This window comes from Citrobacter sp. RHBSTW-00599 (assembly GCF_013784065.1).
Taxonomy (GTDB): domain Bacteria; phylum Pseudomonadota; class Gammaproteobacteria; order Enterobacterales; family Enterobacteriaceae; genus Citrobacter; species Citrobacter braakii.
In genome coordinates this window covers 3,585,793-3,603,945 of sequence record NZ_CP056717.1, presented here as the reverse complement: position 1 = coordinate 3,603,945, position 18,153 = coordinate 3,585,793, and the positions used below count along the sequence as shown (strand labels likewise).

At 51.8% G+C, this 18,153-nt stretch carries 12 protein-coding genes and 7 tRNA genes; 4 read left to right on the top strand and 15 right to left on the bottom strand.

Going from position 1 to position 18,153, the window contains the following annotated elements:
- Positions 1–17 precede the first annotated feature (17 nt).
- The 12 genes from HV243_RS17775 to nagB form a co-directional block, all read right to left on the bottom strand.
- Positions 18–92 (bottom strand) — tRNA-Gln (locus HV243_RS17775).
- 36 nt (positions 93–128) lie between these two features.
- A tRNA-Gln gene (locus HV243_RS17770) sits at positions 129–203 on the bottom strand.
- A 43-nt stretch (positions 204–246) separates the two neighbouring features.
- A tRNA-Met gene (locus tag HV243_RS17765) sits at positions 247–323 on the bottom strand.
- A gap of 21 nt (positions 324–344) precedes the next feature.
- A tRNA-Gln gene (locus HV243_RS17760) sits at positions 345–419 on the bottom strand.
- 37 nt (positions 420–456) lie between these two features.
- A tRNA-Gln gene (locus HV243_RS17755) sits at positions 457–531 on the bottom strand.
- Positions 532–554: 23 nt separating this feature from the next.
- Positions 555–639 (bottom strand) — tRNA-Leu (locus tag HV243_RS17750).
- Between the two features lie 9 nt (positions 640–648).
- Positions 649–725 (bottom strand) — tRNA-Met (locus HV243_RS17745).
- A 223-nt stretch (positions 726–948) separates the two neighbouring features.
- Positions 949–2,613: an asparagine synthase B gene (gene asnB, locus HV243_RS17740; protein ID WP_053388593.1), complete on the bottom strand. Its 1,665-nt coding sequence runs from the start codon at positions 2,611–2,613 to the stop codon at positions 949–951.
- A 252-nt stretch (positions 2,614–2,865) separates the two neighbouring features.
- Positions 2,866–3,618 (bottom strand): ribonucleotide monophosphatase NagD, encoded by a 753-nt coding sequence (nagD, locus tag HV243_RS17735; RefSeq protein WP_005121413.1) that lies wholly within the window; start codon positions 3,616–3,618, stop codon positions 2,866–2,868.
- 155 nt (positions 3,619–3,773) lie between these two features.
- Entirely contained in the window at positions 3,774–4,994 is a 1,221-nt protein-coding gene (locus HV243_RS17730; protein ID WP_016152247.1) for an N-acetylglucosamine repressor, read from the bottom strand.
- 8 nt (positions 4,995–5,002) lie between these two features.
- Complete coding sequence (nagA, locus tag HV243_RS17725) at positions 5,003–6,151, bottom strand: N-acetylglucosamine-6-phosphate deacetylase (protein ID WP_053388594.1); 1,149 nt, start codon at positions 6,149–6,151, stop codon at positions 5,003–5,005.
- 60 nt (positions 6,152–6,211) lie between these two features.
- A complete protein-coding gene (gene nagB, locus HV243_RS17720; RefSeq protein WP_003022803.1) occupies positions 6,212–7,012 on the bottom strand; it encodes a glucosamine-6-phosphate deaminase in 801 nt (266 codons plus the stop codon).
- A gap of 342 nt (positions 7,013–7,354) precedes the next feature.
- On the opposite strand from nagB, the gene nagE reads away from it, so the two are divergent.
- Positions 7,355–9,304, top strand: coding sequence for a PTS N-acetyl glucosamine transporter subunit IIABC (nagE, locus tag HV243_RS17715; protein WP_053388595.1), 1,950 nt, complete (start codon positions 7,355–7,357; stop codon positions 9,302–9,304).
- 187 nt (positions 9,305–9,491) lie between these two features.
- Positions 9,492–11,159: a glutamine--tRNA ligase gene (glnS, locus tag HV243_RS17710; RefSeq protein WP_016152250.1), complete on the top strand. Its 1,668-nt coding sequence runs from the start codon at positions 9,492–9,494 to the stop codon at positions 11,157–11,159.
- Between the two features lie 58 nt (positions 11,160–11,217).
- Here the strand turns inward: glnS and HV243_RS17705 are convergent, their stop codons facing one another.
- Genes HV243_RS17705 through HV243_RS17695 form a run of 3 tightly spaced genes read right to left on the bottom strand, consistent with a single transcriptional unit; the run spans position 11,218 to position 15,679 of the window.
- Positions 11,218–12,501, bottom strand: a complete 1,284-nt coding sequence (locus HV243_RS17705) for an ABC transporter substrate-binding protein (protein WP_053388596.1) — start codon at positions 12,499–12,501, stop codon at positions 11,218–11,220.
- Positions 12,502–12,534: 33 nt separating this feature from the next.
- Positions 12,535–14,643 carry an ADP-ribosylglycohydrolase family protein gene (locus tag HV243_RS17700; protein WP_053388597.1) on the bottom strand — a complete coding sequence of 703 codons (2,109 nt, stop codon included), beginning with the start codon at positions 14,641–14,643 and terminating at the stop codon, positions 12,535–12,537.
- A 34-nt stretch (positions 14,644–14,677) separates the two neighbouring features.
- Complete coding sequence (locus tag HV243_RS17695; protein ID WP_053388598.1) at positions 14,678–15,679, bottom strand: LacI family DNA-binding transcriptional regulator; 1,002 nt, start codon at positions 15,677–15,679, stop codon at positions 14,678–14,680.
- 636 nt (positions 15,680–16,315) lie between these two features.
- On the opposite strand from HV243_RS17695, the gene chiP reads away from it, so the two are divergent.
- Positions 16,316–17,722 (top strand): chitoporin, encoded by a 1,407-nt coding sequence (chiP, locus tag HV243_RS17690; protein ID WP_016152254.1) that lies wholly within the window; start codon positions 16,316–16,318, stop codon positions 17,720–17,722.
- 49 nt (positions 17,723–17,771) lie between these two features.
- Positions 17,772–18,104: a ChiQ/YbfN family lipoprotein gene (gene chiQ, locus HV243_RS17685; RefSeq protein WP_016155980.1), complete on the top strand. Its 333-nt coding sequence runs from the start codon at positions 17,772–17,774 to the stop codon at positions 18,102–18,104.
- The last annotated feature ends 49 nt before the right edge of the window (positions 18,105–18,153 follow it).

The following is an 18,153-nucleotide window of genomic DNA, read 5'->3' as shown; positions in this document are numbered from 1 at the left end:
AGCGAGCTTTTTTAATATGGCTGGGGTACGAGGATTCGAACCTCGGAATGCTGGTATCAGAAACCAGAGCCTTACCGCTTGGCGATACCCCAACGGGTGCATCCACAGAATGGACGGCTTTTTGAAATTGGCTGGGGTACGAGGATTCGAACCTCGGAATGCTGGTATCAGAAACCAGAGCCTTACCGCTTGGCGATACCCCAACAATTTTTTGGATTTACCGAACGAGTCGATACGTCCTTAATATGGTGGCTACGACGGGATTCGAACCTGTGACCCCATCATTATGAGTGATGTGCTCTAACCAGCTGAGCTACGTAGCCAGATATTATCATATTCTTCGATGGCTGGGGTACCTGGATTCGAACCAGGGAATGCCGGTATCAAAAACCGGTGCCTTACCGCTTGGCGATACCCCAATGACCGTTGCGGTGAACCGCTACATCGAAGAAAAAATGGCTGGGGTACCTGGATTCGAACCAGGGAATGCCGGTATCAAAAACCGGTGCCTTACCGCTTGGCGATACCCCATCCGTGCAACGCTTACGGGTGAATGGTGCGGGAGGCGAGACTTGAACTCGCACACCTTGCGGCGCCAGAACCTAAATCTGGTGCGTCTACCAATTTCGCCACTCCCGCAAAAAAAGATGGTGGCTACGACGGGATTCGAACCTGTGACCCCATCATTATGAGTGATGTGCTCTAACCAGCTGAGCTACGTAGCCATCTTTTTTTTCGCGTAACCTTATCGGCGTTGCGGGGCGCATTATGCGTATTGAGCCTTGAAGCGTCAACCCCTTTTTCATTGAAAATAGCTGGAATGTGACTGTTTGGTTAGGTTGCGAACAGCATGACGCAATATTCGGCAATTATTAGTTATTAATTGTTTTTTTGCACAGAAAATAGACATAAAAAAGAGCCCTGCAGGGCCCTTTTCTAAGGATTAACTTATTTATAAGCGGACTGATGTACGCCAACCGCACGACCAGAAGGATCGTTCATGGTTTTAAACGCCTCATCCCATTCGATTGCTTTGGCAGAAGAACAGGCAACAGACGGCCCGCCAGGCACGCATTCCGCAGCGCTCGCAACCGGGAACAGCTCTTCGAAAATCTCACGGTACAAATACGCTTCTTTAGATGATGGCGTGTTGTAAGGGAAACGGAAGCTGGCGGTTTCCAGTTGTTGGTCAGAAACTTGCTCAGCGGCCACCTCTTTCAGGGTATCAATCCAGCTGTAACCGACACCATCGGAGAACTGCTCTTTCTGACGCCATGCAACGCTTGCTGGCAGGTAGGATTCAAAACATTCACGCAGAACATGTTTTTCCATTTTGCCGTTGCCGCACATTTTGTCCTGCGGGTTGATGCGCATCGCCACATCAAGGAATTTCTTATCCAGGAAGGGCACGCGAGCTTCCACTCCCCAGGCCGACATAGCTTTGTTGGCACGGGCACAGTCGAACATATGCAGCGCCTGCAGCTTACGCACGGTCTCTTCGTGCAGCTCTTTTGCATCTGGTGCTTTGTGGAAATAGAGATAGCCGCCAAATACTTCGTCAGAACCTTCGCCCGACAGCACCATTTTAATGCCCATCGCTTTAATTTTACGCGACATTAAGTACATCGGGGTCGAGGCGCGAATCGTCGTAACATCGTAAGTTTCGATGTGATAAATCACGTCGCGGATAGCATCCAAACCTTCCTGCACGGTGAAGTGGATCTCATGGTGTACAGTACCCAGATGGTTCGCCACCTCTTGCGCGGCTTTCAGGTCCGGAGCGCCTTCCAGGCCTACGGCGAAGGAGTGCAACTGCGGCCACCAGGCTTCGCTACGCTCCTGATCTTCAACACGACGCGCGGCGTATTTTTTGGTGATTGCGGAAATGACGGATGAATCCAGACCGCCGGACAGCAATACACCATAAGGAACATCTGACATCAGGTGGCTTTTCACTGCATCTTCCAGTGCCTGACGCAACTCGTTTTTATCGGTAACGTTGTCTTTTACCGCATCGTATTCAAACCAGTCGCGCTGGTAGTACTGACGAATTTCGCCGTCTTTACTCCATAAATAGCTACCGGCTGGGAATTCTTTGATCGTGCGACACACGGGAACCAGAGCTTTCATTTCAGACGCAACGTAGAAGTTACCGTGCTCGTCGTAACCCATATACAGCGGGATGATCCCGATATGATCGCGACCGATCAGATAAGCGTCCTGCTCGCTGTCGTACAGAGCAAAAGCAAACATGCCTTGCAGGTCATCCAGAAACTCTGGGCCTTTTTCCTGATACAGCGCAAGGATAACTTCGCAGTCGGAACCGGTCTGGAACTTATAGCGATCGCCGTATTCAGCGCGCAACGCCTGATGGTTATAAATTTCACCGTTAACCGCCAGGATATGCGTTTTCTTCACGTTGTACAGCGGCTGAGCACCGGCGTTGACGTCGACGATGGACAGACGTTCGTGCGCCAGAATGGCGTTATCACTGGCGTAAATACCCGACCAGTCCGGGCCGCGATGGCGTATCAGACGAGACAATTCCAGGGCTTTTTTACGCAGTTCAACTGCGTCAGTTTTAATATCGAATACGCCAAAAATAGAACACATAACCTTCTCCGTTAACCTGTTGTGTGATGCTTTTTATGTTTGCTTGATAAAGAAAATGCCGCAAAGCTGGAGAGGGCGCAAGTGAATTACGGGTCAGAAAATAAAAAACGCAATGGTCATTGTGGATTGGTGAAAAAAGATTACAGAATAGACGGGTTTATTAATGAATCGATAATTTTATGGCGGTTTTATTAAATGGAAGAACTTCTTCTGGCCGGATATGACGCGGGGGCGTCTTATCCGGCTTACGCATCAAATCACATCAATTTCTGCAACGGACGGGTAAATCCAGCTTGGTCTAAACGGCATGCTGTCAATGTCGTCGAGCGTCGAAACGCCAGACAATACCAGGATGGTTTCGAGACCCGCCTGGAAGCCCGCCAGAATATCGGTACGCAGGTTGTCGCCCACAATAACGGTCTCTTCCGAATGCGCCTGCATTTTGTTGAGCGCCGCGCGAATAATCCACGGGCTGGGTTTGCCCACATAAAATGGCTTGCGGCCAGAGATTTTTTCGATACCGGCGCACAGCGCACCGCAGGCGGGATAAAAACCGCGTCCGTGAGTATCTGGGTTTGTGGCGATGAAACGCGCACCGTTGGCCACAAAATATGCTGCTTTATGCATCATGTCCCAGTTATAGGATCGCGTCTCGCCAACAATCACAAAATCGGGGTTCACGTCAGTAATAGTAAACCCGGCTTTATACAACTCGTGAATTAACGCACCTTCACCTACCACGTAGGCCTTTTTCCCTTCCTGGCGGCGAAGAAAATCAGCGGTAGCCATGGCGGAAGTATAAAAGACGCTATCAGGGACATTCACACCCGCGGTGGCGAAGCGGTTTGCCAAATCCTGCCCGGTCTGTGAAGGATAGTTAGTCAGCAAAACTAACGGCAGGCCTTTTTCCAGGATCCCAGTCAGAAATTCTGCCGCACCCGGTACGGCAACATTGTCGTGCATCAGCACGCCGTCGATATCACAAATTACATTCTTAATGGCCATGGACAATCCGACATCAAAAAAAGAAGGCATTACTATACACAAAATACACTAAATCATTCGAGTTGCATCAAGGCGGCAAGTCTGAGAACCCCGGGAGCTTACTGAAGTAAGTGACTAGGGTGAACAGATGCAGCTAACGCAGAGGCTGCTTGGTATTAGCTTTCCAGCAAACGTTGCAGCAATGTACCGTTGAGCATCGCACGCTTCACCAGCGCAAAGGCGCCAATAGCTGAACGGTGATCCAGCGTGGAACGAACCACCGGCAAATTGTGGCGAAACGCTTTCAACGCCTGCGTGTTGATACAGCTTTCTATAGCAGGCAGCAGCACTTTATCAGCCTCGGTAATTTCGCCCGCAATGACGATTTTTTGTGGGTTAAACAGGTTGATGGCGATGGCGATGGTTTTACCCAGGTGACGACCAACGTGCTCAATGACTTCTGATGCCAGGTTATCGCCTTTATTAGCCGCCTTACAGATGGCTTTAATGCCGCAATCATCCAGCGTGAGTCGGCTTGGATAACCCTGTTTCAATAAGTTCTGCACGCGGTGTTCAATAGAGGCATTAGCGGCAATTGTTTCCAGACAGCCGAAATTACCGCAGTGACAGCGCTCACCCAGCGGCTCTACCTGAATATGGCCAATCTCACCCACGTTGCCATTGCGACCAATAAAAATTCGGCCATTGGAGATGATTCCCGCCCCGGTTCCGCGGTGAACACGCACCAAAATGGAGTCCTCGCAATCCTGGCTTGCCCCGAAATAGTGCTCGGCCAGCGCCAGACTGCGAATATCGTGACCGACAAAGCAGGTGACCTTAAAGCGTTTTTCGAGTGCTTCGACCAGCCCCCAGTTTTCGACCTGAATGTGCGGCATATAGCGGATGACGCCGCTTTCAGGATCAACCAGGCCTGGCAGAATGACGGAAATCGCAACCAGCTCGCGGATTTTCCGCTGGCAGTTCTCAATAAAGGTGGCAATGGTGTTGAGCAGCGCATACTCGAGCGTTTCCTGGGTGCGCTCCGGGAGGGGATAATGCTCTTCAGCGACCACTTTACTGCTCATATCATAGAGCGTGAGCGTAGTATCGTGGCGGCCCAGGCGTACGCCAATCGCGTGGAAATTGCGGGTTTCGGTGACGATAGAGATAGCGCGGCGGCCCCCGGTGGAGGCCTGCTGATCGACTTCTTTGATTAGCCCGCGTTCAATCAATTGACGCGTAATTTTCGTTACGCTGGCGGGGGCAAGCTGGCTTTGCTCGGCAATTTGAATTCGCGAGATTGGCCCATGCTGGTCAATCAGGCGATAAACCGCCGCGCTGTTAAGCTGTTTTACGAGATCAACATTACCTATTTGAGCTTGTCCGCCTGGTGTCATTCTTTCTCTTACTCAGTAACGACCTCGTTGCCATTAACGATGGTCTTGATAATTTTATAATCGTGCGTGAACGCAGTCAGGTTGGCTACTTTGCCTGGCGCGATGCTGCCGAGTTGTTTGTCGACGCCAATGGCGCGAGCAGGGTAGAGCGTTGCCATACGTAAGACCTCGTCGAGAGCGATATTCGCATGTTCGACCAGATTGCGTACGCCTTCAATCATGGTTAATGATGAGCCGCTCAGTGTACCGTTCTCATCAACGCACAATCCATTACGGTAGTATATTGTTTTACCAGCGAAAATGAACTGTTCAATGTTTGCACCTGCTGGTGCGGTTGCGTCGGTGACCAGGCACAGCTTGTCGCCTTTCAGGCGTTTGGCATTACGAATGTTAACGTAATCAACGTGGAGGCCATCGGCGATGATACCGCAGTAGATATCGGCTTCATCAAGAATAGCGCCCGCCAGACCAGGTTCGCGACCGGTAATGTACGGCATCGCGTTGAACAGATGTGTCGCAAAGGTGATGCCTGCGCGGAACCCGATTTTTGCTTCTTTTACCGTTGCATTTGAGTGACCCGCAGAAACCACAATACCCGCATTCACCAGTTTGGTAATGACCTCTACCGGGACCATTTCTGGCGCCAGCGTTACTTTGGTGATCACATCGGCATTATTGCACAGGAAATCAACCAGCGCAGCGTCCGGTTGACGGACAAATCCCGGATTATGGGTGCCTTTTTTCACCAGATTCAGCCACGGGCCTTCCAGATGAAGTCCTAGTGCCTGATTCGGGTGTTTCGCCAGGTATTCACGCATGACGCGAACGCCTTGTTTCATCAGGTCATCGCTGGTGGTGATAAGCGTTGGCAGGTAGCTGGTGCAGCCAGATTTTTCATTGGCTTTCTGCATGATTTCCAGCGTTTCAACGGTCACGGCTTCTGCCGTATCGTTAAACTGTACGCCGCCGCAGCCGTTTAGCTGTACATCGATAAAACCGGGGGAAACAATGGCCCCATTCAGTGAGCGCTGTTCAATTCCTGACGGTAACTCAGCCAGTGGGCAAACGCTGTCAATCAGGCCATTGGCGACAACAATCGCATGGTCATCAAGAATTTCGTGACCGGTAAAAATCCGGCCCTGGGTTAAAGCATACATTCCGACCCCCGATTTCAAAAAATGCCGCCCTGCAACTTATCGACAGGGCGGAGACATCAATTACAGACCTTTAATATTTTCCGCTTCTAACTCGTTAAAGTATTTCAGCGTCTTCACTTTCAGTTCCATGGTGGAAGGCTCATCGCAGACCACAACGGCTTTCGGATGCAGCTGCAGACAGCTGATGGTCCACATATGGTTAACGTTGCCTTCAACGGCGGCTTGCAGCGCCTGCGCTTTCTGGTGGCCCAGTACCAGGATCATCACTTCTTCGGCATCCAGCAGGGTGCCCACGCCAACGGTCAGCGCATATTTAGGCACCTGGCTGACGTCGCCGTCAAAGAAGCGTGAGTTCGCAACACGCGTGTCGTGAGTCAGCGTTTTGATGCGGGTACGGGAAGCCAAAGAAGAGGCTGGTTCGTTGAACGCGATGTGACCATCGTTGCCTACGCCGCCCATAAACAGGTGGATTTTACCGTAAGAACGGATTTTTTCTTCATACTGACGGCATTCTGCATCAATATCCGGTGCGTTACCATTGAGGAGGTTGATGTTTTCTGCTGGAATATCAACGTGATCAAAGAAGTTGCGATGCATGAAGCTATGGTAGCTTTCCGGATGCTCTTTCGGCAGGCCAACATATTCGTCCATATTGAACGTCACAACATGCTTGAAGCTTACCTGGCCCGCTTTGTGCATTTCAACCAATGCTTTGTAGGCTGTCAGCGGAGTACCGCCAGTCGGCAGGCCCAAAACGAACGGACGATCAGCCGTTGGTTTGAACGCGTTAATACGGTTAACGATATGGCGAGCAGCCCATTTGCCGACTTGTTCAGCGGTATTCAGGGGGATCAGTCTCATTCTTCACCTCAAAAGTAAATGTAAGCAATTGGCGGATTGAGTCTCTGTGCAGTATTAAGCGTAACCTGGTTTTGCATCGGTAAGGATCAATCCGTTTCGATTTTTTGAATGATAAAATAAGTTTTCGTAGTTAGCCAGTGGAAGGGAGGGTTAATAACGATATTTGGTGATTGGAATCACAAAAAACACGCATTTAATTTGCGATACGAATTAAATTTTCACACACTCTGAATGTAGATGAATGGTTAATATTGTTGTTCCAGAATCTTGCTGTCAGGAATGGTCGCACAATAAAAATATGGCTTCAAAGAAGCCTAATCGGGGTCTCGTAGGGGGAATAAAATGAATATTTTAGGTTTTTTCCAGCGGCTGGGTAGGGCGTTACAGCTCCCCATCGCTGTGCTGCCAGTCGCGGCACTGCTGCTGCGATTCGGCCAACCAGATTTACTTAACGTACCCTTCATCGCGCAAGCGGGTGGGGCCATCTTTGATAACCTGGCGTTAATTTTCGCTATCGGTGTGGCTTCCAGCTGGTCAAAAGACAGCGCGGGTGCTGCAGCGCTGGCGGGTGCGGTCGGTTATTTCATATTGACCAAAGCAATGGTTACCATTAACCCGGCCATCAACATGGGCGTGCTGGCAGGTATCATCACTGGTCTGGTCGGCGGTGCGGTATATAACCGTTGGTCTGGTATCAAACTACCTGACTTCCTGAGCTTCTTTGGCGGCAAACGCTTCGTGCCGATCGCCACTGGCTTCTTCTGTCTGGTGCTGGCTGCTATCTTCGGCTACGTGTGGCCGCCGGTGCAGAACGCCATCCATGCGGGAGGTGAGTGGATCGTGGGCGCTGGCGCGCTGGGTTCCGGTATCTTTGGTTTCATCAACCGTCTGCTGATCCCAACCGGTCTGCATCAGGTGCTGAACACCATCGCCTGGTTCCAGATTGGTGAATTCACTAACGCTGTAGGTACCGTATTCCACGGTGACATCAACCGCTTCTACGCGGGTGACGGCACTGCGGGTATGTTCATGTCTGGCTTCTTCCCGATCATGATGTTTGGTCTGCCGGGTGCGGCGCTGGCAATGTACTTCGCCGCTCCGAAAGCACGTCGTCCGATGGTTGGCGGTATGCTGTTGTCCGTTGCGATCACCGCGTTCCTGACCGGTGTTACCGAGCCGCTGGAATTCCTGTTCATGTTCCTGGCGCCATTGCTGTACCTCCTGCACGCACTGTTAACGGGTATCAGCCTGTTCGTTGCAACACTGCTGGGGATCCACGCGGGCTTCTCCTTCTCCGCAGGTGCTATCGACTACGTGTTGATGTACAACCTGCCGGCGGCGAGTCAGAACGTCTGGATGCTGGTCGTGATGGGCCTGGTGTTCTTCGTCATTTACTTTGTGTTGTTCAGCGCGGTTATTCGTATGTTTAACCTGAAAACGCCGGGCCGTGAAGATAAAGAAGACGATATCGTTACTGAAGAAGCGAACAGCAACACTGAAGAAGGTCTGGCTCAACTGGCAACCAACTACATTGCAGCAGTTGGCGGTACCGATAACCTGAAAGCGATTGATGCCTGTATCACTCGTCTGCGTCTGACCGTTGCCGACTCCGGTCGCGTAAATGATGCGATGTGTAAACGTTTAGGCGCATCTGGAGTGGTTAAGCTGAACAAGCAAACTATCCAGGTCATCGTGGGTGCGAAGGCCGAATCTATCGGCGACGAAATGAAGAAAGTTGTCGCGCGTGGCCCGGTGGCTGCAGCGTCTGGTGAAAGTGCGCCAGCAGCAGCGGCTCCGGTTGCTAAACCGCAAGCTGTAGCGAACGCTGTAACCGTTGAAACTTTAGTTTCTCCGATTACCGGTGACGTGGTTGCGCTGGAGCAGGTACCTGATGAAGCCTTCGCCAGCAAAGCTGTAGGCGACGGTGTGGCGGTGAAGCCAACGGATAAAATCGTGGTTGCTCCGGCTGCCGGTACCATCGTGAAAATCTTCAACACTAACCATGCGTTCTGTCTGGAAACCGTTAAAGGCGCGGAAATCGTGGTCCACATGGGTATCGATACAGTAGCGCTGGAAGGTAAAGGCTTTAAGCGTCTGGTTGAAGAAGGTGCGGAAGTGACTGCAGGTCAACCGATTCTGGAAATGGATCTGGAGTTCCTGAACGCCAACGCACGTTCCATGATTAGCCCGGTTGTGTGCAGCAACAGCGATGATTTCGGTGCTCTGGTCATTAAAGCCGAAGGTCATGTGGTTGCTGGTCAAACACCACTGTATGAGATTAAAGGTAAATAACTGCTCCTGAGTAAAGTGAGTTAAGTGCCTTAAGCGGCGGGGGATATTCCTCCGCCGCTTTTTTTTGCAGCAAATATCCACATATATCCTGTTGAAACACCTTTTTTGTGCAACAAATAGTTGTCTCCTGACGTCGCTTATAAGATCATGTTCCGTTATACGTTGTTTACGCTTTGAGGAATCCACGATGAGTGAGGCTGAAGCCCGCCCGAGTAACTTTATTCGTCAGATCATCGATGAAGATCTGGCCAGTGGTAAGCACACCACTATCCATACACGTTTTCCGCCGGAGCCAAATGGCTATCTGCACATTGGCCACGCGAAATCCATTTGTCTGAACTTTGGCATTGCGCAAGATTACCAGGGCCAGTGCAACCTGCGTTTTGATGATACGAACCCGGTTAAAGAAGATATCGAGTACGTTGAGTCGATTAAAAACGACGTTGAATGGTTAGGTTTCCACTGGACTGGCGATATTCGCTACTCTTCGGATTACTTCGATCAGCTTCACGCCTATGCGGTAGAGCTTATTAATAAAGGCCTGGCGTACGTTGATGAACTGTCAGCGGAGGAGATCCGCGAATACCGCGGCACTCTGACGCAGCCAGGTAAAAACAGCCCGTTCCGCGATCGTAGCGTCGAAGAGAACCTGGCACTGTTCGAAAAAATGCGTACCGGTGGTTTTGAAGAAGGTAAAGCCTGCCTGCGCGCGAAAATCGATATGGCTTCGCCGTTTATCGTGATGCGCGATCCGGTGCTGTACCGTATTAAGTTCGCCGAACACCACCAGACCGGCAACAAGTGGTGCATCTACCCGATGTACGATTTTACCCACTGCATCAGCGATGCGCTGGAAGGCATTACGCATTCACTGTGTACGCTGGAGTTCCAGGATAACCGTCGTTTGTACGACTGGGTGCTGGACAACATCACCATTCCGGTTCACCCGCGTCAGTACGAATTCTCGCGCCTGAATCTGGAATACACCGTGATGTCCAAACGCAAGCTGAACCTGCTGGTGACCGACAAGCACGTTGAAGGCTGGGACGATCCGCGTATGCCGACGATTTCTGGCCTGCGTCGTCGTGGTTATACTGCTGCCGCTATTCGTGAGTTCTGCAAACGCATTGGCGTGACCAAGCAGGATAACACCATTGAGATTGCTTCTCTGGAGTCCTGCATTCGCGAAGATCTGAACGAAAACGCCCCGCGCGCGATGGCAGTTATCGATCCGGTGAAACTGGTTATCGAAAACTACCCGCAGGGCGAAAGCGAGTTGGTTACCATGCCTAACCATCCGAATAAACCGGAAATGGGCAGCCGTGAAGTGCCGTTTAGCGGTGAAATTTGGATCGATCGCGCAGACTTCCGCGAAGAAGCGAACAAGCAGTACAAGCGTCTGGTGATGGGCAAAGAAGTACGTCTGCGTAATGCTTACGTGATCAAGGCTGAACGTGTAGAGAAAGATGCAGAAGGGAATATCACCACCATTTTCTGCACCTACGATGCCGACACCCTGAGCAAAGATCCGGCTGATGGTCGTAAAGTAAAAGGTGTTATTCACTGGGTGAGCGCGTCCCATGCGCTGCCGATTGAAATCCGTTTGTACGATCGTCTGTTTAGCGTGCCAAACCCAGGTGCGGCGGAAGACTTCCTGTCCGTTATCAACCCGGAATCGCTGGTCATTAAGCAGGGCTACGGTGAGCCGTCACTGCAGGCTGCGATTGCAGGTAAAGCGTTCCAGTTTGAGCGTGAAGGGTATTTCTGCCTCGACAGCCGCTATGCAACGGCTGACAAGCTGGTATTTAACCGCACTGTAGGTCTGCGTGATACGTGGGCTAAAGTCGGCGAGTAATTCCTGCCACACTGCCTCAAACGCCGCCAATGCGACGTTTGAGGCGGATTTTTCTGTTTTACTTATGCTGCATTAACGCCTGAACCCGCTGCTGGCTGCTTTCCAGCACCACCGATGTCTCCTGCTTACCCACCGTCGCCTGATTGACCATTTCACTGAGGATCATCGAGCCGGTAATATCCCCCATCCGCGTAAAGTTCTTCTCGCCGACCGATCCAAAGACCTGCATATTCGGGTACTGGGCAATCAGCTGTTCAGGGAGAGTTCCAAAGACTTTGACGGCAGGGTTGTCCTTCCAGCTGACGTTTTGCGCGGCGGCCTTCGTCACCGGCAGCATCGCCCCCGGCGACATCAATACCCAGTCAGCCGCGTTCTGCGCCTGTCCCATAAAGCTGACAAATTTTTCGGCGGCTTTCGTCTCTGCCTCAGTCTGACCGGTCGTGAGCGTTAATGATGTGATAACGCCAAATACGGCAGGTGATTTTTCGCTCGGCACGACAAAGCCTAAATCCGCCAGTGAACCATCCTGATAAATCGCTGGCAGGATGTAGGTCGAATAGACCGCCATCGGCGCGGTGCCGTTCATAAAGGCGTCTTTGATCTCTGTTACGTTGTTCGAGCCAGGCATGGTATAGCGGGCCAGTTCGCGATAATAGTTCAGCGAGGCCTGCATTTCCGCTGAGTTAACCGTGATGTCGCCGTTTGCGTTGAACACATTGGCACCGTTTGAAAGTGCGAACTGGGAGAAGGTTTGTTCGCTCATGACGCTTTCAGCCGTCGGCAGCGCGATGCCATATTTTTTACTGGCGCTGTCGGTCAGCCTGCGTGCCGCTTCCAGCAGCTGCGTCCAGTTTTTGGGTTCGTCGATTCCCGCTTTAGCCAGTACCGATTTACGATACCAGACTCCCTGCAGCCAGGCGCTGATCGGCACGCCGGTATAGGCCGTTCCGTCTTCGGTGCGAACAATGCGCAGCACACCGTCGTAGAAGGCGCTTTCACCTTGCCTGTCGATCAGCGTTTTCACCGCTTTGTGGTCGATAAGCTGCTCTTTATCCATGACTTTGGCATAGTCATGGCTGACCTCGACGACCTCCGGCAGTGATCCTGAGCGGGCAAGGGTAATGATTTTGGTATTATAGGCATCCTCTTCGACGGGAACCTGCTTCACAATAATATCCGGATTCTCTTGCTGAAAGCGGTTGATGATCCCGGCAATGACGGTCTGGCGCTCCTGCTCAACGGCGGAGTGCATAAATTCGATGGCCACCTGCTGCGGTTTATCCTCACAGCCTGAAAGCAAAACGGCGGTTACCAGCGCCAGCATTGTTTTTGATATGTTCATTTTTAATCCTTTGTTGTCGTCCATTTCCGTTAATTAACAACTGGCGCTGATATGGATAGCGTCCGTCGACAGCGCACCCGCACAAATCAGTAAACCGATCCCGCCATCCATCAAGGCTTCGTGTTCAGCGTCCTCCACGTGCAGCGTTTTACCGTCAACGGTCGCGGAGATAATCTGCCCGTTGACGCTGATATCGAACGACACAGGGCGCTCGTACACGTCGGAAAACGCCGCTTCTGCCAGAACTTTGGTGCTGGTGTCGCGCACGCGGACGATCTGTAATTTCCCGTCGCGCAGGATGCGCGCGGCGTAATAGCGCCTCATCCCCTGCACCCGAAAAGCCAGACCGCCGTACTCCCCTGAATGCAGCGTAATGTCACTCTGAACGCGGTAGTTATCCCACTGCCGCGTTCCGTGAATAATTAATCCCTCGTCGTACTCTTTGGAGATGCGAAAGCTGGTGGGATAGTGGCGTGAAAAGAGATCCACGCCGTTTACCCAGGCTCGCCACCAGAAATTAGTTTCCCCTGTGGGTTTACGCAGGGTCAGCTCAGGTGCGCCGTCCCAGCGCATACTGTCGATGAGCAGGCGACCGCGGGCAACGCGGGCATCGGTGCTGATTGTTACGCCAATCTCGCCGATTGGTTGGCCCTGGCAGTCCGGGAGATCCAACGCCAGCGTTAGCGATTCACCCGGGGCTATACTCTGCGCGTCGCCGTACTGGGGCGTCAGCTGATTGTTGTCATCATAAACCCGGTAGCAGAGCCGCACGTTTAACGCGGATGTGTTATCCGGTGGCGCAATCAGGGTGGCCTGAAGACGCTGGCCTGGGTAGATAAGTGGGGTAGCCATTAAATCGTAGCTGCGCATTTCCACGATTTCAGGCGGGGTAAAGGTTTGCGTGGTCACGCTGGCGTGAAGCCCGGGCGCAAGATGGCGATAGTGCAGACTCAACATCTGCCGCCCCAGGTGCACCTCATTCTTAACCTCAACCGCGGCCGCATTTTCTTCATTAAGCCAGCGGAAACCCTGCACGCTGCCCGGTAGTGAGAAATGGTACTGCGCGCCGGATTTTTTGGCTTCAGGACGCGGCAGACCGGCAATCTGGTGTCCCAGCCCGACCAGATAATCGGTGATCCGCACGGCGTTGTTTATGGAGAACCCCCCGTCGGCTGAGGAGATCAGCATTCTGTCCGCCAGCGGCCCACGCCAGTCCGGGCCTGCGTCAATACCTTGGAGTCCCAGCATAATGCCGGACAGACAGCCGACATTCCCCGCATTGCAGTCGGTGTCCCATCCTGACGTATTGACAATGCACTGGGCCTGCTGGAAGTCGTCCGGCGCGTAAAGGATCGCCATAATCATCAGCGCATGATTAGGAATGATGTGGCAATTGCTGGGATATTTGTGATAGCCATAGTTGTCGTCGATTCGCTGGCGGGTCGTCTGCCAGTCGTTATCTTCCCGTCGCCAGCGACGGATATCGCCAACCAGCTGGGCTATTTGCGACTCTGCCGGGATCACGGATAGTCCAACGTCAATAAGCTGTTCGATCTCCTGGCAAATAAAGGCCTGTGATTCCATCGCCGCCCAGAGCATAGCGGCATACACCGCTTCACCGTCATGGCTCACGCTGGCGGCATTTTTGGCAAGTCCTGCCGCCAGACGGGGTTGTCCCGGTGCGACAAGCGCCCAGCTATCAATAAAGATTTGTGCGCCAATCTGTTCGGCAATCGTTTTCCCGTTGGTCGCAATGGCTCCGCTTAGCGGAGCCGGAATGCCTTTTTTGAGATTCAGCCAGGCGGTGTGTTCCGTCGAATTACCGTTGCCGCCCCACCAGAGAATGGTGCGCTTATCAATGATGTAATTAAGCCAGCAGTGCCCCATCTGTTCCGCGCTCAGATCCGGCGGCAGGGCATAATCTTCCAGTGCGCGGATAAAGGTAAAGGTTCCGGCGACATCATCGTCGGTGACAACCAGCGGACGGTTAAATTTTTCGTGGACGTAATACTGGATCGGCCCCAGCTCCTGCATAATTTTTTCGTAGGTCCACCCTTCGAAAGGGCGGCCAAGGTAGACGCCGATTAATTTCCCTAACACCCCTGCATAAACGCGCGACTCATAATCTGAAGGCAAATCCATCTGTTTGATCCTTGTGTGGTGTTTTATCAGCCGTTCAGGCGGATTCTCTTTTTACCAGGCCCCAGGGCATTTCTGTGGTGCTGCCATGGAGCGGTGTGGTGATATCAGTTTGCGCCAGGAGGAGGGCGGCCGCTTTTTGCCCAAGCTGCTCCGGGTACTGGGCGATAGTGGTCAGGGGAGGGGTCACCAGCCCGGCGGCGGGAATATCATCGAAACCCATCACCGCAAGCTGCTCCGGGATAGTGATGCCTTTCTCCCTTGCGGCACGCATCACGCCGATAGCCATTAAATCGTTGGCGGCGAAAATCGCATCCGGGAGCGTGCCGTCATTAATCAGCTGCATCGCGATCTGATAGCCGCTCTGTTCGTTAAAACCTGGCAGAATTTTGATGCGCGGAAGGCGGCCGGCCTGGGTCATCGCCTGGCGATATCCTTCCACTCTGGCAGGCTCAGGACCGCCAGCGCTGGCGATCATCGTGATATTTCGGTGCCCCTGTGCCAGCAGATATTCGACGGCACTGCGCGCGGCAGCGGCGTTGTCGATATAAACATTATGCAGCGGTAGCGGGCCGTTTTTTTTCATTCTGGCTTCAATTCGTGCAATCGGGATCCCTGCCTGAAGATACGGGGCAAAATCTTTCATCCCGACGTTAAAAAATGTCCCTACCACGGCGTCGACCCGCCCCTGCGCTGACCAGCGCAAAAAATGCAGCTCTCTTTCCCGTAATCCATCGGTGCTGGCCACGATCGCATCGTAGTGATACCTATCCGTCACCGACTGAACGCCACGGACGAGTGAGGCATAAAAAGGGTTGGCGATATCCGGCACGATGCAGGCGATCGACATGGTTTTATTGGTTTTCAGCGCTTGTGCAAAACGGTTCGGTATATATCCCAGCTGATTAGCCGCTTGCTCAACCCGGCTCACTGTCTCCTGTGGATAGGTGTGATTTCCTTTGGTGAGTACCACGGATACCACTGCCTGTGAAACGCCAGCCAGGGCCGCGACGTCTTTCTGCGTGATGCGTTTTGTCATTTATTTATCAACTTATACGTATAACCTGCATCTTTGAATAATGGGACACCCGGTAGCTGTCAATAAAAACCTTATAAAGTGAGTGTATTTGTGTGGAAAATCCGAGGACGATCACATCAACGACGGAGAGTGAATTCAGAAGTTCAAACGTTCTGTTTGCAGAGCGAATTAATGACGCTCGAGAATTAATTTGTTTTGCGAATGCAAAGACAATTATTAGGGGTGGAATTATATATATAATAATAAAATTGGAGATATCTATATGTATATAAAGTGTTTTTTATTGTTTTTGTGAATTTTTTTACTCCCAAAGCAAAATGTAACAGAAAACAAGAAAATATGTGCGGTTGCTCATACTATTACATACTCGTTACAGAAAGAGATTGATAATTCGCGTCGCGAAAAATAGTCTATTCATTGTAGTCACTGAGGTTTTCTCAGCGCTACTTTTTTAATTTTTGTTTTTTCGCTGTCCGCTTTTGTCGGCAGCATTTTATACCCAATGGATTTCGAGTTGCATCAAGGCGGAGACGCAGCGCGTGCGCTGTCCCCGAAGGGGCGAGGCCAAAGGCCGAGTAAAGCCAACACCGATGCAGCTTGAAAAACGAAGGGTTATACGTCAAAGAGGATTAACATATGCGTACGTTTAGTGGCAAACGTAGTACGCTGGCGCTGGCTATCGCCGGTATCACAGCAATGTCGGGTTTCGTTGTCGCTCCCCAGGTACACGCCGAAGGATTTATTGATGACTCAACCTTAACCGGCGGCATCTATTACTGGCAGCGTGAGCGTGACCGTAAAGATGTGACCGATCACGACAAATATAAAACCAACCTTTCTCACTCCACCTGGAACGCTAACCTCGACTTCCAGTCCGGTTATGCGGCTGATATGTTTGGTATTGATATCGCAGCGTTTACCGCTATTGAAATGAACGAAAGTAGCGAAAGCGGCCATCCAAACGAAATTGCATTCTCGTCAAAAAATAAAGGCTATGATGAAGATTACTCCGGCGATAAGAGCGGAATTAGCCTTTATAAAGCAGCAGCCAAATTTAAATTCGGCCCAACCTGGGCGCGCGCTGGTTACATTCAACCAACCGGACAGACTCTGTTGGCTCCGCACTGGAGCTTTATGCCAGGTACCTATCAGGGTGCTGAAGCCGGAGCCAACTTCGACTATGGTGATGCTGGTGCACTGAGCTTCTCCTATATGTGGGCCAACGAATATAAAGCACCATGGCACACTGAAGTCGATAAATTCTATCAGGCTGATAAAAAGACCAGCGTAGATTATCTGCACTCAATCGGCGCGAAATATGACTTCAAAAATAACCTGTTGCTGGAAGCCGCATTTGGTCAGTCTGAAGGCTACGTCGATCAGTACTTCGCAAAAGCCAGCTATAAATTCGATTTAGGCGGTAACCCGTTTACCACCAGCTACCAATTCTACGGCGCGCGCGACAAAGTTGATGATCGCACCGTGAACGATATTTATGACGGTACGGCCTGGCTCCAGGCGCTGACCTTTGGCTACAAAGTGGCGGAAGTGGTTGACCTGCGTCTGGAAGGGACCTGGGTTAAAGCGGACGGGCAGCAGGGGTACTTCCTGCAGCGTATGACCCCGACCTACGCCTCATCAAACGGTCGCCTGGATATCTGGTGGGATAACCGTTCCGACTTCAACGCCAACGGCGAAAAGGCTGTCTTCTTCGGCGCGATGTATGACCTGAAGAACTGGAATTTGCCGGGCTGGGCAGTTGGCGCGTCCTACGTTTACGCATGGGATGCCAAGCCATCAACCTGGCAGATCAATCCGGATGCGTACTACGACAAAAACCGGACTATCGAAGAATCTTCTTACAGCCTGGATGCGGTCTATACCCTGCAAGAGGGGCGTGCGAAGGGCACCATGTTTAAACTGCACTTCACCCAGTACGACAACCATTCAGACATTCCGAGCTGGGGCGGTGGTTACGGCAACATCTTCCAGGATGAGCGCGACGTGAAATTCATCGTTATTGCTCCGTTCACCATCTTCTAATGCCAACAGCGGCAGGCCGGGCGCCTGCCGCATCGTTGAGGAAAGTGCTATGAAAAAACTGATACTCATCGCTGTTATGGCATCCGGGCTGGTGGCTTGCGCGCAATCCCCGGCACCAAAAGAAGACAGTCGTCTGAAAGAAGCCTACAGCGCGTGCATTACTACCGCGCAAGGATCGCCGGAGAAAATCGAAGCCTGCCAAAGCGTGTTGAATGTGCTGAAGAAAGAAAAGCAGCATCAGCAGTTTGCCAATGAAGAAAGCGTACGCGTACTGGATTATCAGCAATGCATCCAGGCTACGCGCACGGGTAATGGTCAGTCCGTTAATGCTGATTGTGACAAGGTCTGGCAGGAAATTCGTAGCAAGAATACTGCGCAGTAAATTGAAAAATGAAACAGACAACGGGCGGAGAGTTTTCCGCCCGTTTGCA